This is a genomic window from Lederbergia sp. B243.17 (assembly GCF_057657925.1).
In genome coordinates, this window is the sequence record NZ_JBWBKF010000085.1 from 175,847 (window position 1) to 196,712 (window position 20,866).

Below are 20,866 nucleotides of genomic sequence, written 5' to 3' on the forward strand. Positions count from 1 at the left end.
TGCATGGTGACAAGATCACCCTTTCAAATAAGATTGAAAAAGAGGTCATAACGACCTCTTTTTACTCTTTGACAGTTGCGCCTGATACAGTATCCACTTTGGAGGTGGCCCCGGATATCGCATCCACTTTGGCGCCGGTCAACTGCTGTCCCGTCTGTTCCAAATACCAGTCAACTAATGGTTTTATATCTTGGACATATTCATTGATGCCCATATAATTGCCGTCTTGATCCCGGACCGCCTGGTAGTTATGGACAACAAACTTATCCGGTCCGTGTGTCGGCACATGAGTTTTGACGACGTCCTGCTTGCCGCTGCGCAGCTGCTGAATGACCCAGGCAACGCCGCTGTATGCTTTTTCCGGGTGGCAGTCGGCCAGCGGATTTCCCACCTGCTGCGGCCTGCGGGGTGCCAGCATTTCCGATGGGTCATATTTATGGTTGTAGTAGAGGAATTGGTTGTTGCTATCCGCAAAAGTCAGTTCCGCCGGCATCGAATCAAGAAACCGATTTAACTGATTTACAGTCAATAAGCCGCGGTTCAGTTTGACGTACGTATTTCCGTCCACGGCACCTGTTGCTTCGGCCGCTTGCTCGAGCCAGTCATCCGCCAGCATGTCGATACCCTCGACTGTCGTATCGATCTTTCCAGTTGCATGCAGATCCTCCGTGCTTGAGAGGTCCTTCATTCCTTCCGGCGGGGCATCGAGGATGTTGACGACATTGATGAAGCGGATGAACTTCTTGATGCAGCCTTCCAGGAATTGAACTGTGCCGCCGTCCTTCAGTTCTCCATTGTCATCAAATGCTTCCTGTACCCTTCCAAGGAGGAACTCATTCCCCGGCATTACGACCGCATTCACACCGGGTGCATCGAGGATTTGCCGTAAATGCAGCTGGGATCGTGAAGACCCTTGTACATCATACGAAGCCCCGACAATCATCACCGGCTTTCCATCGAGCGGATGGATTTTGAACGACAGCCATTCAATCACACTTTGCAGCGCAGATGGAATCGAGTGGTTATACTCAGGCGTGGCGATGATCACACCGTCCGCCCCGCTGATCTTCCTATTTAGCCTTTGGATCGGCTCACTATTCGTCTGGTCATCCGACTGGTTGAACATCGGCACATCCTTGATATCCAACACTTCTATATCTACTAAACTATTGAATTTCCTCGCGATAAAGTTTAACAATTGATGGTTATATGAAAAGTCAGCGTTCGATCCGACAATTCCAACGATCTTCATCTATATACCTCCTTGTTATTAATTGTCCTCCCAGGAAAACTTCTTTGCCTGTTTCTTTTGGGATGAATCCGAATTGATCAATTGATTCGTAATCTGGACAAATTGCAGAAAGTCATCAAAAATCTCATCGAGCTCTTCGACTTTTCCCTGATCCTTCAGGTTGCCTTCTTTATCAAATGCCTGCAGCGAAAAACCGACCAAAAACTCTGAGCTGGGCATGATACGCGCTTTTAATTCCGGGGCATCGAGAATCTGGCGCAAATGTGCCTGTGCCCGGGAAGACCCGAGTTTTCCGTAGGAGGCTCCTGTAATCATGACCGGTTTATCTATCAATGGCTGTGAGGTATAAGACAGCCATTCCAACGTGCTTTTTAAGATGGCAGGAACGGAATGATTGTATTCCGGCGTGCTGATGATAACCCCGTCCGCCTCTCGAATCTTATTTGCCAGCGTTTGCACTTCCTCAGGTGCATCCGTACCTTTCGGCTTATTAAACGCGGGCAAATCTTTAATTTCACACACTTCAATATTGGCCTTATCAGCAAAATACTTCTTAATAAATTGCAGCAAGAGTCGGTTCGTAGAATGGTCGGAATTCGTTCCTACGATTCCTAACAGATTCAACATTTTATTGCTCCTTTCCCGTGAAAAATAAATAGCCCTCTATGGCTTATACCCCGCGAGAGCCCATCTAACCTACGTTTTTGGGCTACTTACAAAATAATCAGTCTTCTGCGCCCATTTCATCTTCTTGTATAGTAAAATAGCCATACTGGCGATTATGAGGGCTGATTTCCCTTGCGATATTCCCTTATCTTCTTTTAAAAACTTGAATGACTTTTATGTTGGGGAGGTGGAAAGAAATGAAGAAATTCGTCAGTGAGGACTTCTATGATAAGGTTGGCAAGACCAACGGTTGGAATTTTAGTGCAGTCAGGTCAATCTCCGAAGGCGTTGAATGGGACTTTTACGAGGAAGTAGTCAAAAAGTGTAAACCGACGGATGTGCTGCTGGATATTGGCACGGGCGGCGGCGAAAATCTTATGAGAATTTCCCCTTCACTCCTTTTCTTGGTTGGCATTGATATATCCAGCGGCATGCTGGAAACAGCCCATGCGAATTTGAAAGCATCCCAGGGCTCCAATATAAAGTTCTTCCAAATGTCATCTGACTCTTTGCAATTCCCCGCTGGTTTTTTTGATATCGTTTCGTGCTGTCACGCGCCTTTCTCTCCTTTGGAAGTCTATAAGGTTCTGAAGGAGGACGGCTGGTTTATGACACAGCAGGTGGGCGAAGCCGATAAAATCAATATGAAAAAAGCTTTCAAACGGGGGCAAGCCTACGGCAAGACGGATGGGGAATTGCAAGACACCTACATTAAGGAATTGAAGGACGCAGGTTTCTCCGAAATCACAGCGTTTGAATACAATGCGACCGATTATTACGAAAGACCTGAGGATCTTCTTTTTTTGCTCACCCACACCCCTATCATCCCTAACTTTGGCGAAGACAAAAAAGACTATGAAATATTGTACCGGTTCATCCAAAACAACAGCACCGAAAAAGGGATTAAAACAAACTCTAAAAGATTTCTCATCACAGCGAAAAAGTAACTTTCTCGCCTTTAATAAAAAATCAGGCAAGCTGAGAATTACGTGATCCCCAGCCTGCCTGATTCGTTTATTATATGGTTTTAATCGAGAATGGCCTATGCGTTTGCACCATTTTAATGTGCAGTATAGCCGCCATCCACAAGGAGAGTGGTGCCATTAACGAAACTTGCATCGTCACTCGCCAGGAAAAGAACGGCCTTTGCTATTTCTTCAGGCTTACCAAGCCGGCCTTGCGGGTGAAGAGATGCCAAATACTCTTTCGTTTTAGGATCCACTTCTGAAAGTAAAGGAGTGTCAATATAACCAGGGCAGACTGCATTCACACGAATACCGTCTTTTGCGTATGCCGTGCATAAGTTTTGGGTTAATAATTTCACGCCGCCCTTTGCAGAGGAGTATGCTGTTGGGTTTGGCAAGGAGACAAAACTATGTATAGACCCGGCGTTGACGATAACACCGCCTGTTCCTTGCTTAAGAAACTGCTCAATGGCATATTTATCAGAAAGGAAAACCCCTGACAGGTTAATATCAATCGTCCGTTTCCATTTCTCATAAGACAATTCATGTGCCGGTGCATCATCAGCCACTCCAGCATTTGCATACATAATATCCAGCTTTCCGTATCGATTCACCGTTTCGCCTATCACATTTTTAATATCTTCCTCTTGCGTTACATCTGTTTTAACAAATAATGTATCGTATCCTTTTCCATTCATTTCTTCCGAAAGGTTCATTCCCCGCTCGGAAAAGTCAGCAATGACAACCTTAGCCCCTTCTTCTGCAAAAAGGCGGACAGTCGCTTCCCCAATCCCGCTTGCTCCACCTGTTACGATTGCCACTTTGTCTTTTAATTTCATATCCATCACTCCATCCATAAAGAATTTAATTTTACTCGTGCTTCGAATACGCACCTTATACTAGGATGTGTTTTTACACTAAAAACATACAAGTACTTATCAAGTATAGACCTATCAGCTACTCATGAACAAAAAAACGACCATCACTTTACGATGATGGTCGTTTTTTATATGCACTTTAAAGTGATACATAAAGCTTTCAGCCATCCGTCGAATGTGAAAGCTTTTTTATGAAGAATAATGTGAAACGACATTATTTGCCCGCACTTTATCAAGCACCCGTTTACCAATAGTAATGATTCCAATTGTGATCAGGATTAACGGGATGATGAATAAAGCATGCCCAATACCTGGGGAAAATAGCATGGCCACTGACAAAGGTACTATTTGAGTGACAAAATACAATAGGAAAAATGGTAGTAAGAAGTTAAAAACAAGTACGGATGCAACATTTAAAAACAGTCTTAATGGTGTTGCTTTACGTTTTTGACGGTTCAATAGTTTATAAATGGTAAAGAATATGTAGGCTATTCCGATAGCAATTATTGAATCAAATATAATATAAATCATAAAGGGGTTCTCTTCACCGACTTTAAAAGGCTCCTCATGTTTAATAAATTCATATAGATTCGCCGCAATCTCATCATACCGATTGCTATTATAATAATCGAATGCATTTATCAGTAAGGTCACTCCATACTCTTCATCCAAAATGACTCTTGAATAGGTATTCTCCGTCCAGCCATTATGGGTTATGACATCCTTTTCTACTTCCCATCCCATCCCGTAATAAATATCATTTCCAATGAAGGATGATGGTTGATGCATTTGATTTATACTTTTCTTTGAAACAACACTTTCGCCTTTAAACTCTCCTTTTTTTATAATGGCAATCATGTAATTTGCCATGTCTTCGGCACTGGAAATGAGATAACCATGAGGAACATTCGCTTCATGATTTAATTGTTCTGTCGGCCTTTTAAATCCAAACATCGTTTGATACCCGACAGCTGTCGTATTGTTTTTATCTTCTTTCGGATCTGTATAACTATTTTTCATCTGAAGCTGTTTAAATATATTGCTGCGTATATAGTCAGCATAAGGAGTCTTGGTAACTTCTTCGATGACCAAACCTAAAATACTGTAATTGAGATTGGAATATTGGTATGCTTCACCTACCTCTTTTGTTAGGCGGACATCCCTTAAGCTTTCTACAAGTTTTTTAATCGATTGATTGCCTTGAGAAATAGCAACTTGTCCATCATATTCAGAAATTCCGCTCGTATGGTTTAATAAATGCTGGATTGTCACTTTTTTCGTTGCTTCCTCATCAGCCAAAGTAAACCAGGGTATATATTGTTGTACCGGATCATCCAATTGGATCATCCCCTGGTCTACTAATTGCATAATGGCCAGCGCAGTAAATGATTTACTGACGGACCCCAGGACAACAGGCGTCTGTGGCGTCATTTCCTTTCCATGAGGACCCGATACTCCGTAACCTTTGAGATACTGTATTTTTTCATCCTTTACTATCGCTATTGAAGCACCAGGAATAGCAAGTCTCTCGAGTTCTTTATTCATGTAGTCATCAATTTTAGAAATATCCACATCATTATGCTTTTCAGCTGCCAAAACCTTTTCACTTATTAAAGCAGTAAAAAGGAAAAGAAAAAGCAGTACTAGCTTTCCAATTTTTGATACTTTCAAACTTTTCATAGCATAAGAACCCCCAAATCCCGAACGATATATTAATCTATTTCTCTATTCCAATCTATGTTTTTAAATCCACTTGAAACTCCACCATTAAGAAATCCCATTAATCTTATTGGCTATACCAGTTTGCTTTGAAACTTCTCGGTGGTCAGCAGATATCATTGATCCGCAGGCATGCGGTACGCTTTTTCATGGTTCAGCAGCCATTCCTTCCTCCATAGCCCGCCTGCATATCCCGTCAATTTACCTGAAGAACCGATAATCCGATGGCAAGGGATGACAATGCTTAATTTATTCTTTCCATTGGCGCTCCCTACGGCCCTGATGGCCTTTTCGTTTCCGATTGAAAGCGCAATATCCTTGTATGACCCTGTTGCCGCATAAGGAATTTCAGTTAAAGCGTTCCATACGGACTTCTGGAAGTCCGTCCCCTCCATTCGGTACGGGAAGGTAAATTCTTGTCGTTCGCCCTTAAAATATTCATCAAGCTGCTGATAACACTCTGCCAAAACCGCAGGAGTGTCTTCTTTTAATCGGTTGGCTGCTTTTTCGTCTTCTGAAAAAAGGATAGAGTTGATGGCATCGTCTGTGCCGATGATTTCGATCACACCAAGCGGCGATTGATAATCCAGCTTATATACTTCAGTCATATAGAGACCTCCATTAGATAGGGATAGATGGCAGCATATGCTAGCGAACCCTCCCATTTTGTTTTGTATGGCTTATTTCATTGTAACAGTATGGCCATGCTCCCGAAAGTACGTTCTGCGTTCTCCTCCTAATTTAAACGGTATCTTTTCAACAAGGGCTCCATCTCCAGTTCGTCCTCAACCTTATCCTTATGGTCAGGAGGAGAAGCATTTTCGTTTTACGCTAAATGAATAAGGGTAAAGACCAACAATCGTTTTAGACATTGATTCTGGCTATTGTCTACTTTTTATTCACATAAAAGCTGCAGCAAAGGTGGGTCTACATGGAATTTGTAAATTGGTTGAACGGGTATGTGTGGAGTTCTGGTTTGGTTTTTGCCTTTTTAGCAATGGGGTTGCTTTATACCATTCTCACGCGATTTGTCCAGGTAAGATACTTCAAAGATATGGTAAAGCTTACGTTCGATGGAGGAAGTTCGAAAGCCGGTGTATCCTCGTTCCAAGCATTGGCGATGTCATTAGGCAGCCGGGTCGGGACAGGCAATATCGCGGGCGTTGCGACTGCAATTGCTTTCGGGGGGCCGGGGGCTGTTTTTTGGATGTGGGTGGCAGCTCTCTTAGGAAGTGCTACCTCCTTCATTGAAATCACCCTCACGCAAGTATACAAACGGAAAATTGATGGCCAATACCGGGGAGGTACCCCTTTTTATATTGAAAAAGGGCTAAAAGCGAAGTGGTTCGCTGTATTCTCTGCGTTGCTAACATTGGTGGTCATGAGCTGTTTATGGCCAGGGGTTCAAGCGAACACCGTGGCTTTAACGATGAACAATACATTCGGCATATCGCCAGCAGCAACGGGGACGGTTATGATCCTTTTACTGGCACTGATCATTTTCGGCGGCGTTAAACGCATCGCCAAAGCGGCGGAGGTCATGGTTCCTTTCATGGCAATCGGGTACATATTGCTTTGCATCATCATCCTGAGTTTAAATATTTCTCAGATTCCCGATGTGATTTCGCTTATCCTCACGAGTGCGTTTAACTTGAATTCCACCTTTGGAGGATTGATGGGATCTGCGATTGCCTGGGGCGTACAAAGAGGTGTTTATTCGAACGGAGCCGGATTAGGAAGTGAGACGTTCGAAGCCGGGGCAGCGGAAGTATCACACCCTGCCAAGCAGGGCTTAGTCCAGGCCTTCTCCGTTTACATCGACACGTTGATCATTTGTCCCGCTACCGCTTTCATGATTCTCATCACAGGGATGTATGATGTGAAGCCGGAGGGAATGTCTCCTATTACCAACAAGCTCGGCAGTGCGGAGCCTTCCACGTATACACAGCTGGCCGTCGATGCGGCCTTATCAAGATTCGGATTAATCTTTCTGGCCATTTCCTTATTCTTTTTCTGTTTCACTACCCTGCTGTCTTATTACTACAAAGCAGAAACCAACCTTGCGTTCCTTACTAGCAAGCAAAGAATAAAGGCTGCCTGGCCAAACACGGTCCTAAAAGTGGTTTTATTGGCGGCTGCCTTTTATGGAAGTGTGAAATCGGCATCCTTTGTCTGGGCGATGGGGGACTTAGGAATGGGAGCGATGGCCTGGGTGAACTTGACTGTTATTTTCCTTCTGACCAAGCCGGCATTGCGGGTATTTAGGGATTACGTAAGACAAAGAAAAGCCGGGAAAGACCCTGTCTTCAAGCCCGCAAAACTGGGGATTGAAGGAGCAGATTTCTGGGAGGAAAAAACCAGAACCTCCGCGAAGAAACAAATGGCACGGCAGCCACAGCAACAGATTCGAGCATAAAGATCAATGGTACCCATCATAGAGAGTTGATGGGTACCGTTTTTACATTTAGAACGATTGTTACAGCGCTATACACCAATAATGCGGCCACAAAGACATTGAACGGTTTGCGGTACCGCTAAAAATAGAGTTTTATATTTGGATCACCACCGCAGGAGGACAGATGAATCTGTTTTTAATGGGGAAGTCGCCTTTTTGATAAATGACTATTTATACAAACTGAAAAGCACACAGGCTACACACCTATCACAATCCCGGAACTACCCTCACCCGGTTAAGCATGACAATTTATTACCCTCATTAAAATAGAAAATGGCTCAGCTTAGGCAACTGAGCCATTTTATTTATGGATTCTCTACTCTCTTTTTATGCCCCTCTTAAAATCCGCTCAGCATTTTTCACCCGTTCTGCTGTAGGCGGTTCGACCCCCTTCAGTTTGTACTCCAGCCCAAGGCTCTCCCATTTGTAGATTCCCAGCTTATGATAAGGAAGGACCTCTATCTTTTCTACATTGCCAAGTGTTTGGATAAACTCCGCAAGCTTTGTAAGGTCCTCATCATTGTCGCTGATCGTCGGGACGAGTACGTGGCGGATCCATACAGGTATCCTTTTGTCTGATAAATAGTAAGCGAAGTCCAGAATATGCTCATTTCCCATACCTGTCAGACCCTTATGCTTCACCGTGTCAATTTCCTTAAGATCCAACAGAATCAAGTCTGTTAACGTAAGAAGTTCTTCCAAGCGTTCCATAAAGTGCGGAGTGCGGGTAAAGCATCCGCCAGAGCTGTCAATGGTCGTATGGATCCCCAATTTTTTGCACTCCTTAAAAAGCTCAATCAGGAAATCCATTTGGAGCAACGGTTCACCGCCGCTTACCGTTACCCCGCCATTTGATGCTTGGAAAAAAGGCAGATAGGTTTTGATGTCATTAATGATCTCATCAACACTCATTTCCTTGCCCTTTTTCAATTTCCAAGTATCGGGGTTGTGACAAAACTGGCAGCGGAGCAAACACCCCTGCGTAAAAATCACGTAACGTAAGCCTGGACCGTCTAGTGTTCCACACGTCTCAATGGAATGTATGCGTCCATTCATGCTTTGCGCCCTCCTTACTTTCTCGTACATCTTAAACGATTTACATGCTTTCGTGGAATGTCCGGTTGATTACATCAATTTGCTGCTCTCTCGTCAGTTTAATGAAGTTGACAGCATACCCGGATACACGGATTGTCAACTGCGGGTATAGTTCCGGATGCTCCATCGCATCTAACAAGGTTTCTCTATCAAACACGTTCACATTTAAATGGTGGCCTTTCTTCATGGCGTATCCATCAAGCAGGCCGGCGAGATTGGCGATCCTTGTTTCCTCTTCCCTGCCAAGCGCTTTCGGTACGATCGAGAAGGTATTTGAAATTCCATCAAGTGCATATTCATATGGCAGCTTTGCAACAGAGCTCAGAGATGCCAATGTTCCCTTCGTATCACGGCCATGCAATGGGTTCGCACCTGGAGCGAATGGTTCGCCCGCTTTGCGTCCGTCCGGTGTATTGCCTGTTTTCTTTCCGTATACGACGTTCGATGTGATCGTCAATACAGATTGTGTGTGGACGGCATTGCGGTAGGTTTTATGTTTTTTGATTTTGTTCATGAAGCGTTTGACGAGCTCCACTGCAATCTCATCGACCCGGTCATCATTGTTGCCGTATTTCGGGAAGTCCCCTTCAATCTCGTAATCTACGACAATTCCGTTTTCATCACGGATTGTTTTTACATTCGCATATTTGATGGCACTCAGAGAGTCGGCGACAACAGACAATCCGGCGATTCCACAAGCCATCGTACGCATGATTTCCCGGTCGTGAAGCGCCATTTCGAGACGTTCATAGCTGTATTTATCATGCATATAGTGGATGATGTTCAGTGTGTTTACATACAATCCGGCTAGCCAGTCAAGGACGACATCGTATTTCTTGAGAACCTCTTCATACTCAAGGCATTCAGAAGTGATCGGTGCATACGCCGGGGCGACTTGGATTTTCAGTTTTTCATCGACACCACCATTGACTGCGTACAGCAAGGCTTTTGCGAGATTCGCCCTCGCACCGAAGAACTGCATTTGCTTGCCGATCGCCATCGCAGATACACAACACGCAATCCCGTAGTCATCTCCATATGTTTCCCGCATGATATCATCGTTCTCGTATTGGATCGAGCTTGTTTTTATTGACATTTTCGCACAATACTTTTTATAGTTATCCGGCAGTTTGACAGACCATAGGACTGTTAAATTCGGTTCTGGCGCTGGCCCCAGGTTATCCAATGTGTGCAGGAAGCGGTACGAGTTCTTTGTCACCAGCGGACGGCCATCCTGCGCCACACCCCCCAGTGATTCTGTTACCCATGTTGGGTCCCCGCTGAACAATTCATTGTAATCAGGGGTTCTTGCGAATTTGACCAGGCGCAGCTTCATGACAAAATGGTCGACGATTTCTTGCGCTTCCTCTTCGGTTAAGAAGCCGTTTTCCAGATCCCTTTCGATATAGACATCAAGGAAGGTCGATACACGGCCGAGACTCATCGCTGCCCCATTTTGCTCTTTAATCGCAGCCAAGTAAGCGAAATACAACCATTGGAACGCCTCTCTTGCATTGGCAGCAGGCCCGGAAATGTCATACCCGTACGATACGGCAAGCTGCTTCAACTCCTGCAGCGCACGGATTTGCTCAGACGTTTCTTCCCGGTCACGGATTACATCATCAGACATCGTGCCGTTGCCGATCAGATCCAGATCCTTCTTCTTGTCTTCGATGAGACGGTCCACCCCATACAGCGCCACTCGGCGGTAGTCGCCAATGATCCTTCCGCGTCCATACGCATCAGGAAGCCCTGTAATGATTCCCGCTTTCCTTGCCATCCTCATTTCCGGAGTGTAAGCATCAAATACGCCTTGGTTATGTGTTTTGCGGTATTCCGTAAAGATCTTGACGATATCCTCTTCTACTTGAAACCCATATGCTTCAGCAGCATCCATCGCCATCCGAATTCCGCCGAATGGCTGGAGCGAACGTTTAAACGGCCGGTCCGTCTGAAAACCTACTACCTGTTCTTTTTCTTTATCTAAATAACCTGGTCCGTGAGAGGTAATCGTAGACACGACCTTCGTATCCAGATCCAGCACCCCGCCGTTTTCACGTTCCTGCTTCGTCAGCTCCATCACTTGATCCCATAAACCCAATGTCCGTTCTGTCGGACCCGCTAAAAATTCATCGTTGCCAGTATACGAAGTGAAATTGGCCAAAATGAAATCCCGTACATCAATTTCCTTCTGCCATTTGCCATCGTTGAACCCGTTCCATGCTTTCATTTTACTAACCTCCATGTAAAAAGATTGTACATGCGACTGTTTGCTCACTACTGAGCAAACTTCCTTATACCAACAGTATACACCTTTGCCGGAAAATTACTATGTGAATCTATTCACATAGAGAAGAAAAAATATTGACTGTAACAAATTATTCAAAAATACACATAGAAAAACATCCCTCTGCACACGCAAAAGGATGTCTTTATGCTACCATATGTACTCTTGCCGATCCGGCTGCTGGATAGATTTTTTCAAAGCCGGCAAATCGGTCCTTTAATTGCAGTAGCCGTCTCCCGGCCTAGAGGATACTCGCCAGCTTCTCCGCTGTTTGTATAACTTGATCATGTGCCTTCTTCAGCTCCTCGACAGAGAACGAGTTCTGGCTTATATTCTCTTTCACTTTGTTTACTGCCTCTGTCATGGATGAGACGGAGCTTGCAATCTGTTCCAGCTGCTGTGAAATTTCTTCCGCGGAACCCTTGCTCGTATCCGCCATTTTCCGCACTTCACCTGCGACTACAGAGAAGCCCCTTCCATACTCGCCTGCCCGTGCTGCTTCAATGCTCGCATTCAACCCAAGTAGGTTTGATTGCGAGGCAATGTTCTTAACAGTTTGGGCCATGAGTCCAATCTTCTCCACATGCTCCTCTACGTATTCGGATTCCTCTTTTAGCTTGGCGATATTGCTGACGGCCAGCTGTGTTGCCTGATGGACCACTTTCGTACTTGTGCTCATTTCCTCCACCAATGCCATTAGCTCATCGGAACTTTCCTTGATCACCGTTTCTTGGTTGGTAATGTCCGTTGCAATCTTAATCACACCGATTACCCCTCCCGTTTCTCCGACGACCGGGGTATACATCGCATCGAGCCAAAGGGGTTCCCCGTTTCTCCGGACACGTTCCACCTTATCGTGGAATGCCTCGCTGTTCCGTAGGCTATTCCAAAACGATGTGTACTCAGAACTGCCGGCAAACTCCTTTGCACATAGTTCACTATGATGCATCTTGGCAAGCTCTTTCTCCGTATAGCCAACAACTTGGGCAAATTTATCATTCGCCCACATAATCTTCCCGTTTGGGTCAAATAAAATCATCGCCAAAGATTGCTTAATCGCTGTAAATAAACTTTCCGGACTTAACTCTAGTTGTGCAACAGTCATCAAGCCATCCCCCAATTTTATTTGTTCTCTATTGTTTAAAATTATATCAAATAATCCAGCAGGATTTTAAAATTTTTCCGGGATTCAGTGGTCAGATCCACAAAAAAACTTTGCACTGGACACAGCGCAAAGTTTTTTTGTTCATCGAGCCTGACTGCTTGCCGTGGACGCGGTTTCTCTTGTCAGGGACAGGAAAATAGGGTCACTAAAGATGATCGAGGCATCCATTGTTTTAGGGGAAGGCATAGGGGCTGACCTATGGAATCGGCCAGACACCTTCCGGACTTCCGTGCTGATCGGTGCCTGGCCCCTGCTTGTCGAAAGGTTAATTTCTACCGCCGCTGGAATTCGACTTCGCTTTCCCTCTTTGCTGTTCAACCGGTATTTTAGGCGTCTCGGTTCTTTTCTTCTTAGGCGCTTTTGAGTCTTTAACCATAATACCCCTCCTCAGTTCATTGTTAGAGCAGTATTAGAGTTGCCCATACCGTTTTGTTTATTCGCTTCCCATTAAAAAACGCCTTGCCCAGACTTCCATATAAGAAGGATAGGCAGGCGTTTTCTTTATTAATTGTAGTAAAGGTTCTCAGTCGGGTATACAGGGTCGTTTGTGATGTCGATGCCAAGCTTCTTAAAGGTCTGTTCGTTGTCCCTGTTCAGTACAACCGTAGAGTGAGCTTGAGTGTCTTTCAAATTTGGCAATTGCTTGTAAGCAAGCTCAGAGGTAGGATTTGTAACAGCACTTATCGCCAGGGCAATTAGCACCTCATTGGCGCTTAGTGTCGGGACTTTGCTGTTTAAATCATCGGTTTTCAGGCGTTGAATCGTCTGTAGAATCATCGGTGACAACAGATCGATTTCGTCTGCGACATTGGCCAATTTCTTCAATGCGTTCAAAATCGCGGCTGCCGATGCATCCATCAATGTTGTCGTCCTGCCGGTGATCATCTCACCATTTGGCAGTTCAATCGCGATAACCGCCTGCAAATTTGTGCTGCCTATCCTTTCTTCCACTGCCTTTGCATAATTGCGGGCAGGCAAAACAGGCGCACGGTCTTCTTTCTTTAAGTCCGTCTCTTCAAGAATCACCTGCATATGGCGCACGCTTTCCTCGTCGGCAATTCCTTTTTTATAGTCATTTTCCACGACAAAGCTGCGCCGGATGATTTCCTGTTTAGCCGCTTCCTGAACAATAGCATCATCGGTGATGCCTGTCTTCAGGCGGTTGACGCCCATATCAGTCGGGGAACGGTATACAGAATCCTTTCCGGTGATTCTTTCAATGATCCGCTTGATGACAGGGAACGTCTCCATATCACGGTTGTAATTAATCGCCACTTCCCCGTACGCTTCAAAGTGGTAATTGTCAATCATATTCACGTCTTTCAAATCGACGGTTGCTGCTTCATAAGCGATGTTCACCGGGTGCTTCAACGGCAAATTCCAAACAGGGAACGTCTCAAACTTCGCATAGCCGGCTTTATTGCCCAATTTATTCTCATGGTACATTTGGTTCAGGCAAGTCGCTAGCTTTCCGCTTGCCGGACCGGGTGCAGTCACCACTACGATCGGCTTCGTCGTTTCGATATAAGGATTCACGGCAAATCCTTCCTCGCCGATGACCGCTTCCACATTTGTCGGATATCCTTTGATCTCCTTATGAGTGTAAACATTAATGCCGCTTCTCTCCAGCTTGGTCATGAAGACTTTGGCAGTTGGCTGCTCTTGATAACGAGTGATCAGGACACTGTTGACGGAAATGCCATATGCCCGGTATTCATCGATTAACCGCAATACATCCTGGTCATATGTGATGCCGTAATCTTCACGGACTTTGTTCCGCTCGATGTCTCCGGCATACACACAGATAATAATTTCTGCGTTGTCCTTCAGCGTGTGCAGTAGTTTTATCTTGGCATCTTCGTCAAATCCAGGCAGAACACGCTTCGCATGCTTGTCCCCGATCAATTTTCCGCCAAATTCCAAGTATAGCTTGTCATATTGCCGCACCCGTTCCAGGATATAGGCAGATTGCTCTTGCAAATATTTCTCCGAATCGAATCCAATTTTTCTCATTTAATCCGCCCACTTTCTATACATCAAGCTTACCACTAAAACTGGAGAATAAGCCGCCTTGAGAGAGAATAACAACAAAAATAAATCCTATCTCATTATAAGGCATTTTAGCAAATAGACAAATGAAAACTGACCCAATCTGCAGATCAGTTCAGTTAAAGGACAGTTACCTTTCCCTTTGCATTTTCCCAGGCACAGAGAACCCGTCCCTTTCCCTACAAAAAAGCACAACCCTTTATAAGTTGTGCCCAAAAGTCTGCTATTTATTAAAGTTGACCTTCTCTTCATGGCCGCCCAAGGTGATGCTTGCTTCGCTTGGCTTTGTTTCAGCAATCATTTTTCCGTTTCTGAACGAATACCGGACCGCCGCTTGCTTGCGGATCACCTCATATTCATTCTCTGCGGACATGACGATGAAGTTAGCCGGCTTTCCTTCTTCGATTCCATACTTCTCTTCGATGTGCAGCGTTTTGGCGCTGTTTTTTGTAATCAAATCGATGGAATTAACAATTTGATCATAGCCCATCAGCTGTGAAGCATGGATGCCCATGTGCAGTACTTGAAGCATGTTGCCTGTTCCCAGTGGATACCATGGGTCAAAGATGTCATCATGGCCGAAGCATACGTTCAGGCCTGCTTCCTGCAGTTCTTTCACGCGTGTTAACCCTCTACGCTTCGGATACGTATCAAACCTGCCTTGAAGATGAATGTTCACGAGCGGATTGGAGACGAAGTTAATCGAAGACATCTTCAAGAGGCGGAACAATTTATACGTGTATGCATGATTATAAGAGCCCATCGCGGTTGTATGGCTCGCGGTTGTACGGGTTCCCAATCCGCGCTCATACGCCTCTTTTGCTACCACTTCTACAAAACGTGACTGTTCATCATCGATTTCATCACAATGGATGTCTACGAGCCGATCATATTTTTCAGCAAGATCAAAAGCGACCTTTAATGATTCCACTCCATATTCTCTTGTGAATTCAAAATGAGGAATACCGCCTACTACATCGGCGCCCATTTTTATGGATTCCTCAAGCAGCTCTACTCCGTTCGGGTAGGAGAGAATTCCTTCTTGCGGGAAAGCGACAAGCTGGATGTCCACATAAGGAGCCATTTCCTCTTTTACCTCAAGCATAGCTTTTAAAGCTGTTAAGTCTGGATCTGTCACATCAACGTGAGTGCGGACATGCTGGATCCCTTGAGCGATTTGCCATTTCAAAGCGGTTTTCGATCTCGTTTTTACATCTTCCGCCGTGAGCGTTTCTTTTCTTTGCGACCATCTTTGGATACCTTCGAACAAGGTACCGCTTATATTCCACTCCGGTTCACCTGCTGTCAGGGTTGTATCCAAATGAATATGAGGTTCGATAAATGGCGGCAGGACAAGCGAACCGTCCACATCGAGAATTTCCTTTCCATCTGCAGCTTCCAGAGTTTGCGTGATTTTTTCAATCTTGCCGTCTTCTATGATTAAATGCCAAAGTCCATCTTTACCTCTAAGCTTCGCGTTTGTAATGATCACTGATTATCGCACCCTTATCGTTTATTGTACTGACTGATACTTCTGTTTGTGGCACAAGTTTCATTAAAACATAGTAAATCGCTGCAGCGCCTGCCAATCCATTGATTGGAGGAATGCCAGGTGCGAAATTGGCGATTGCCACCCCGCCTGCCCAAGCTGCTATCGCCATCCAATTGACCGTTTTAAATTTCATCGTTTCAAACGGTTGATAGTTTCTGCGCTTCAATATAAAGTAATCCACTAATATAATCGCTCCGATCGACGGAAGCATGGAACCTAAAATATTCAAAAAACCTACAAAGTTGTTATACAGCCACATTGCTGACAGAGTTCCAACAATTCCATTGAAAACTACAATCTTCTGTTTTGGCAGCTTAGTAATATTGGAGAACCCTAGACCTGATGCATAAAGAGCACTGTCATTGGTTGTCCAGATATTCAGCCCGAGAACAATGATGGCCGGAATCATTAACCCTTGCAAAAACATTACTTCAGATATATCTGCTTTATTGTAAACCATCGCTCCCACCGCACCAAACAAAAACATGAGAGAATTCCCGAGGAAAAAAGCTATGATGTTGGCAGATACAGCGGAGCGTGATGTTTTAGCGAAACGCGTGAAATCGGGCGTAAGTGTACCCGCGCTGATGAAAGAGCCGACACAAACCGTTAATGCCGCTGCGATGCTCATCGTCTGTGTTGGTTCATAAGCAAACAGCTCGCTGAATCCCCCAGCTGTATTCGCTGCGTCAAACATCGAATAGCTGCCAAAAATGATGATGGCCGGTACAGCCACAATTCCTAAAATCGTTAACGTCTTCATTCCAAAAATCGCCGACGCTGTCATCGCTAAACCAAAAATTGCTGTCAGGAGATAGACGTTTATGCCCGTCGCTTTCGCAACAGGGATTGCAAACATCGCAACGCCGACACCGAACCAGCCTACTTGAGTGGTCGCCAGCAAAAAGGAAGAGAGGTAAGATCCTTTTTCTCCAAAAGCATATCGAGCCAGCAAATGGGTGGATAGCCCTGTTCTTGCTGCGATAAAAGCCAAGGAACCCGTATACAAGCCGAGCATAAGATTACCGGCCAGCACAATCCAGATAAACCGGGTAAACGGCAATCCTGTTCCTAATGTTCCGCCTGACAGCATGCTCGCCGAGAAAAAACTAAGCGAAAGCATGACCGCAAGGATTTTCCAAAACCCGTTCCGACTTGCTTGAGGGACTGCTTGCAAAGCGAATTCTTTATCTACCTTCGACATACCCATTCCTCCAATAAAATAAGTTGTACCTGGTACCGAAGATGACTTCGATTGTTATAGGAGTGCTGGGAATGAAAAAAGCTCCTTGCCATTTCTGACAAAGAGCTTTTCACACAATGAACCTATAGATATAGATAGACATCTATATCGTAGATTATCGTTTCCGCTGTCCTTGTCAGTCTCACGGGACTGAATTAAAGGTACCAGTATTTGATTGAATACATTTTCTCAAAAAAATAATAGGTTGTCAACCTGAAGTGCGAGTTAGTCAATCTTGTTTTATAGAATCCGACTAAGCTGGAGAAGAGCACTTACTCAAAAGCCACATGGAAAAGTGTTTCAAAAAGAATAACGTTCTGGAAGCTCGTAATGTTATCAGTTAGATCAAGAGAATTGCCAAAAACCCGCTACTGGATTTTGTATATCATCCGTCCCGATATCAGCAAAGATATAGAGGGACCCAAAACCAAAAGGATAGCTATAGTCGTCTCGAAGAAACGCTTCTGGGTAACCATCCTCATCCACCTGAAAGAAAAAAGAAAAGGATTCCTCCTCCAGCTTCGTAAAATAATCGTCATCATTTTGAATCATTCTTGGGTTTCCGCCCAGTTTAATTAAAAAAGGCTGATCCACGGCTTTTTTGTCATTGCATATTTCCCCACTTGAAATTGCATGCCTAATAAGACCAGGATGAGCAAACAGTTCTTTGACGCTTTCCGTTGATACAGGATGCTCCATCACCTTTATCGAGCAATTCGGATAGATATTGTTATCTAAGTATTCATCATAGTCCTCTGGGATGAAGATGGAAATCATGCTCTCACGTTTAAAGGGATGAGTGAGGCTCAAGTAAAAGTGGTATTTTTGGGTACCTTCATAGATAAGGTCCGTTCGATCATCAAAATAATCAGGTGCGTTCCCGCCGATCCAGCCTACTCCATATTCGTTCGATCGACCAGGTTCCGCATAATAGAGCATACAGTCTGTTCTCTCAACTAAAATATTCTCGTGTCCCTTCATTACAACTCTTCCTCAAGAAACTTAATGAGGTACATTTCAGGCTGTGCAACGAAATCTGTAAAGCTGCATAAATCCGCATAAACCTGATGCTCCACATCATAACAGCCAATCAGCCCAGTTTTCTTCGGATTCCAAACGAGCTGCAGGTCAGAGTAATTGTCGATATCAGCTGATAGGCGCAACAGCTTTTGCCTGCCAAGTTTCATCTCAAACGTATCGGTCAATGTAAAAAAGTCGATATGCCCGATGTCATATTCATTTTGTGCCAGCTCAAGACGGAGCTTGTCTCCGGTAAGCAAGGTGACCAGTTCATCGGGCAATTTATATTTTTTCAGCTCGTGCTTTTTGTTTTCTAGATTATGTAATTCAGCCGGCTCCAGCGATTTTAAATAGTCGGCCAAGGCTAAATTCTTATTGCTGACGGCAATCGTATAAGGTCTCTCGCCGTTCGATTCCGCTAAAGTAACGTCCGCCCCGTGTTCAACCAAAAATTTGACCATGGCCAAATTCCCCATACGTGCGGCAACGGTTAACGGAGTCGCTTGATAAGGATAGACCATATCCGGTTTATTGTAATTGATGTCCACTCCTTGCTCAAGTAAATACGTGAGTGTTTTAAGGTCGTGGTCCGATGCGGCTTGGCGCAATACGTCGCCGCCATGCAGCTTGATATCCAATCCCAGCTCATGAATAAGCGGGATATTGTTTTTATTGCCATAGTAGGCCTCTGAATATGCGCCTGAACCTGTTTGATTGAGCATGTCCAACTTGGCTCCTTGCGCTGCAATATAGCGGACGGTGTCTTCCTTGCAATAGCGGACTGCTCGCAAAAATGCCGGATTTTGCTCGACATTCAGGTTGGCTCCGTGCTCCACCAGCAGCTTTACAACCTCCCCCCGCTGCGATACAAGCGCCAAATCCAACGGACTTAATGTGATATGCTTGCTAAGTACAATGCCTTCCCCAATATCCCAGCCTGCTGTAATGGCAGCGTTCAATGCTGGAATATTTCCTTCATAAATATGCATGGCGATTGCCGGCAGTTCCTTAAACCTCCCGATATCTTTTAAAACGATCATCCCAAACCACTCCTACATTGCAAGATTGATGGTGTCACTTATTCAATATATTCATTATATGAATTGTTTGTCTTGAATCCTATGAGGATATGGATCCATTCTACTTCAACCGTCCTGCGTCTCTTCTGATATTGTAAAGCGGTGCAGTTGTTGATCTAACAACCGCTGGTCCACGGCATTAACGTAAAAAAAACAGTCCCCCTCTTTTTCAGTCAAAGGGAGCTGTGATTTTTTATACTGTTGTTTTATAATCAAATCTTCTCTTCCGCTTGTTTGAAAATTCTTTCGCTAACCTGATGGAGAAAATGCGCCCATTTTTTTTGAAATTCCGGTTCCTCCAGCGTGTGCCCGGTTATCATTTGTGTAACATTATTAAATAAGAGCGGATAGATCGTAAGACTGGACATCATTAATGTAATAAGGGTTGGATCAAGCTCCTTAGGTACGAGTCCTTTTTCTTGTTTTTTTGCCATGTCAGCATTGTAGGACTGAAGCACCTTCTGCCGCGTCTCTTCGCCGTTCGAATTCTTTGGAAACTCTTCAATAGCCTCCCAGGCTGTATACTTCAGGAACTCCTTTAAATAGCCTGTATTTATTTTTAAGCGGAATTCTGCTATGTCCGCAGGATCTTCAGGCAATGTTAAATTTTCTGTAGGAACCGCTGCAATGAAACTATTAATCGTTTGATTAATAAGATCATCTTTTCCTTTAAAATAGTGATAAATAAGTTGCTTTTTCACTCCCGCCCGCTTGGCGATCGATTCGATTCTCGCACCACTATATCCCTTTTCAAAAAACTCTTTCTTCGCTGCCTCAATAATTTTTTTTCGGGTACGTTCAGCATTTCTAATCTGGCCCATTGTTGTCAACCACCACCCAAATTTCCTTACTATAATGCCATCGTAATCGCCCGCTCCCCATAAGTCAAACTTAACTGAACAATTGGCAAGTATTACTTGACAATAGGTAAGTTAAATTTTATTATTAGTTTAACTTAACAGTTGTTAAGTTAATAACTTTAGGAGTGAGGAAAAAATGACGTTTAAGCCAAGTATGACCTTTATTAACCTTTCTGTTGAGAATTTGGAAAAGTCAATGAGTTTCTTCAGTCAAATCGGATTTTCGTTTAACGAGCAATTCACAAATGAAGACGCTGCCTGTATGGTTATAAACGATCATACCTTTTCAATGCTCTTGACGAAAGAACACTTTAAGAACTTTACAAATAAGGAAATTGTGGATGCAACAAAACAAACCGAGTCCTTGGTTTCTTTTGCTGTAGAAAGCAGGGAACAGGTCGATGCCATCGTAGAAAAAGCGATTGCAGCCGGTGGCAGCTATGCTTCTGAACCGCGTGATTATGGACATATGTATCAAGTTGGCTTCCAGGACCTTGACGGTCATATTTGGGAAGTGTTTCATATGGAACTAGGGCAATGAATAAATTCCAATTGGAGACGAATACAAGCCGACCTCCTTA

The 20,866-nt window shown here is 44.3% G+C and carries 17 protein-coding genes; 3 read left to right on the plus strand and 14 right to left on the minus strand.

Going from position 1 to position 20,866, the window contains the following annotated elements; all coding sequences use genetic code 11:
• Positions 1-61: 61 nt before the first annotated feature.
• A complete protein-coding gene (locus AC0TWI_RS17440; RefSeq protein WP_488127617.1) occupies positions 62-1,252 on the minus strand; it encodes an NAD(P)H-dependent oxidoreductase in 1,191 nt (396 codons plus the stop codon).
• A gap of 18 nt (positions 1,253-1,270) precedes the next feature.
• Positions 1,271-1,879, minus strand: coding sequence for an NADPH-dependent FMN reductase (locus tag AC0TWI_RS17445; protein WP_488127618.1), 609 nt, complete (start codon positions 1,877-1,879; stop codon positions 1,271-1,273).
• 236 nt (positions 1,880-2,115) lie between these two features.
• Here AC0TWI_RS17445 and AC0TWI_RS17450 point away from each other — a divergent pair, with 236 nt between their 5' ends.
• Positions 2,116-2,865, plus strand: coding sequence for a class I SAM-dependent methyltransferase (locus tag AC0TWI_RS17450; protein WP_488127619.1), 750 nt, complete (start codon positions 2,116-2,118; stop codon positions 2,863-2,865).
• Between the two features lie 113 nt (positions 2,866-2,978).
• On the opposite strand, the gene AC0TWI_RS17455 is transcribed toward AC0TWI_RS17450, so the two are convergent.
• The 3 genes from AC0TWI_RS17455 to AC0TWI_RS17465 form a co-directional block, all read right to left on the minus strand.
• The gene (locus tag AC0TWI_RS17455) at positions 2,979-3,722 is read right to left on the minus strand and encodes an SDR family NAD(P)-dependent oxidoreductase (RefSeq protein ID WP_488127620.1); all 744 of its coding nucleotides are present in this window, start codon (positions 3,720-3,722) and stop codon (positions 2,979-2,981) included.
• Positions 3,723-3,950: 228 nt separating this feature from the next.
• Positions 3,951-5,441, minus strand: coding sequence for a serine hydrolase domain-containing protein (locus AC0TWI_RS17460; RefSeq protein ID WP_488127621.1), 1,491 nt, complete (start codon positions 5,439-5,441; stop codon positions 3,951-3,953).
• Positions 5,442-5,596: 155 nt separating this feature from the next.
• A complete protein-coding gene (locus tag AC0TWI_RS17465) occupies positions 5,597-6,088 on the minus strand; it encodes a methylated-DNA--[protein]-cysteine S-methyltransferase (protein WP_488127622.1) in 492 nt (163 codons plus the stop codon).
• 323 nt (positions 6,089-6,411) lie between these two features.
• Here AC0TWI_RS17465 and AC0TWI_RS17470 point away from each other — a divergent pair, with 323 nt between their 5' ends.
• The gene (locus AC0TWI_RS17470) at positions 6,412-7,896 is read left to right on the plus strand and encodes an alanine/glycine:cation symporter family protein (protein ID WP_488127623.1); all 1,485 of its coding nucleotides are present in this window, start codon (positions 6,412-6,414) and stop codon (positions 7,894-7,896) included.
• Between the two features lie 366 nt (positions 7,897-8,262).
• On the opposite strand, the gene pflA is transcribed toward AC0TWI_RS17470, so the two are convergent.
• From pflA to AC0TWI_RS17515, 9 genes are all read right to left on the minus strand, one after another.
• Positions 8,263-8,991 (minus strand): pyruvate formate-lyase-activating protein, encoded by a 729-nt coding sequence (gene pflA, locus AC0TWI_RS17475; protein ID WP_488127624.1) that lies wholly within the window; start codon positions 8,989-8,991, stop codon positions 8,263-8,265.
• 40 nt (positions 8,992-9,031) lie between these two features.
• Entirely contained in the window at positions 9,032-11,260 is a 2,229-nt protein-coding gene (gene pflB, locus AC0TWI_RS17480) for a formate C-acetyltransferase (RefSeq protein ID WP_488127625.1), read from the minus strand.
• A 298-nt stretch (positions 11,261-11,558) separates the two neighbouring features.
• Complete coding sequence (locus AC0TWI_RS17485; RefSeq protein ID WP_488127626.1) at positions 11,559-12,422, minus strand: methyl-accepting chemotaxis protein; 864 nt, start codon at positions 12,420-12,422, stop codon at positions 11,559-11,561.
• 564 nt (positions 12,423-12,986) lie between these two features.
• Positions 12,987-14,495 carry a DUF1846 domain-containing protein gene (locus tag AC0TWI_RS17490; protein ID WP_488127627.1) on the minus strand — a complete coding sequence of 503 codons (1,509 nt, stop codon included), beginning with the start codon at positions 14,493-14,495 and terminating at the stop codon, positions 12,987-12,989.
• A gap of 259 nt (positions 14,496-14,754) precedes the next feature.
• The gene (locus AC0TWI_RS17495) at positions 14,755-16,023 is read right to left on the minus strand and encodes a cytosine deaminase (RefSeq protein WP_488127628.1); all 1,269 of its coding nucleotides are present in this window, start codon (positions 16,021-16,023) and stop codon (positions 14,755-14,757) included.
• A complete protein-coding gene (gene codB / locus AC0TWI_RS17500) occupies positions 15,998-17,287 on the minus strand; it encodes a cytosine permease (protein WP_488127629.1) in 1,290 nt (429 codons plus the stop codon). Before codB ends, AC0TWI_RS17495 begins: the two co-directional genes overlap by 26 nt.
• Before the next feature lie 384 nt (positions 17,288-17,671).
• Positions 17,672-18,307, minus strand: a complete 636-nt coding sequence (locus AC0TWI_RS17505) for a hypothetical protein (RefSeq protein ID WP_488127630.1) — start codon at positions 18,305-18,307, stop codon at positions 17,672-17,674.
• On the minus strand, positions 18,307-19,386 hold the full coding sequence (locus AC0TWI_RS17510; protein WP_488127631.1) for an ankyrin repeat domain-containing protein: 1,080 nt from the start codon (positions 19,384-19,386) through the stop codon (positions 18,307-18,309). The genes AC0TWI_RS17505 and AC0TWI_RS17510 overlap by 1 nt, the downstream gene beginning before the upstream one ends.
• A 251-nt stretch (positions 19,387-19,637) precedes the next feature.
• Entirely contained in the window at positions 19,638-20,246 is a 609-nt protein-coding gene (locus AC0TWI_RS17515) for a TetR/AcrR family transcriptional regulator (protein WP_488127632.1), read from the minus strand.
• 175 nt (positions 20,247-20,421) lie between these two features.
• On the opposite strand from AC0TWI_RS17515, the gene AC0TWI_RS17520 reads away from it, so the two are divergent.
• Positions 20,422-20,826: a VOC family protein gene (locus tag AC0TWI_RS17520; protein WP_488127633.1), complete on the plus strand. Its 405-nt coding sequence runs from the start codon at positions 20,422-20,424 to the stop codon at positions 20,824-20,826.
• Positions 20,827-20,866 lie beyond the last annotated feature (40 nt).

What these genes read in the sequence shown, in the direction of transcription:
- AC0TWI_RS17440 (WP_488127617.1), bottom strand. Translation starts at nt 1,252, where the DNA reads ATGAAGATCGTTGGAATTGTCGGATCGAACGCTGACTTTTCATATAAC.
- AC0TWI_RS17445 (WP_488127618.1), bottom strand. Translation starts at nt 1,879, where the DNA reads ATGTTGAATCTGTTAGGAATCGTAGGAACGAATTCCGACCATTCTACG.
- AC0TWI_RS17450 (WP_488127619.1), top strand. Translation starts at nt 2,116, where the DNA reads ATGAAGAAATTCGTCAGTGAGGACTTCTATGATAAGGTTGGCAAGACC.
- AC0TWI_RS17455 (WP_488127620.1), bottom strand. Translation starts at nt 3,722, where the DNA reads ATGAAATTAAAAGACAAAGTGGCAATCGTAACAGGTGGAGCAAGCGGG.
- AC0TWI_RS17460 (WP_488127621.1), bottom strand. Translation starts at nt 5,441, where the DNA reads ATGAAAAGTTTGAAAGTATCAAAAATTGGAAAGCTAGTACTGCTTTTT.
- AC0TWI_RS17465 (WP_488127622.1), bottom strand. Translation starts at nt 6,088, where the DNA reads ATGACTGAAGTATATAAGCTGGATTATCAATCGCCGCTTGGTGTGATC.
- AC0TWI_RS17470 (WP_488127623.1), top strand. Translation starts at nt 6,412, where the DNA reads ATGGAATTTGTAAATTGGTTGAACGGGTATGTGTGGAGTTCTGGTTTG.
- pflA (WP_488127624.1), bottom strand. Translation starts at nt 8,991, where the DNA reads ATGAATGGACGCATACATTCCATTGAGACGTGTGGAACACTAGACGGT.
- pflB (WP_488127625.1), bottom strand. Translation starts at nt 11,260, where the DNA reads ATGAAAGCATGGAACGGGTTCAACGATGGCAAATGGCAGAAGGAAATT.
- AC0TWI_RS17485 (WP_488127626.1), bottom strand. Translation starts at nt 12,422, where the DNA reads ATGACTGTTGCACAACTAGAGTTAAGTCCGGAAAGTTTATTTACAGCG.
- AC0TWI_RS17490 (WP_488127627.1), bottom strand. Translation starts at nt 14,495, where the DNA reads ATGAGAAAAATTGGATTCGATTCGGAGAAATATTTGCAAGAGCAATCT.
- codB (WP_488127629.1), bottom strand. Translation starts at nt 17,287, where the DNA reads ATGTCGAAGGTAGATAAAGAATTCGCTTTGCAAGCAGTCCCTCAAGCA.
- AC0TWI_RS17505 (WP_488127630.1), bottom strand. Translation starts at nt 18,307, where the DNA reads ATGAAGGGACACGAGAATATTTTAGTTGAGAGAACAGACTGTATGCTC.
- AC0TWI_RS17510 (WP_488127631.1), bottom strand. Translation starts at nt 19,386, where the DNA reads ATGATCGTTTTAAAAGATATCGGGAGGTTTAAGGAACTGCCGGCAATC.
- AC0TWI_RS17515 (WP_488127632.1), bottom strand. Translation starts at nt 20,246, where the DNA reads ATGGGCCAGATTAGAAATGCTGAACGTACCCGAAAAAAAATTATTGAG.
- AC0TWI_RS17520 (WP_488127633.1), top strand. Translation starts at nt 20,422, where the DNA reads ATGACGTTTAAGCCAAGTATGACCTTTATTAACCTTTCTGTTGAGAAT.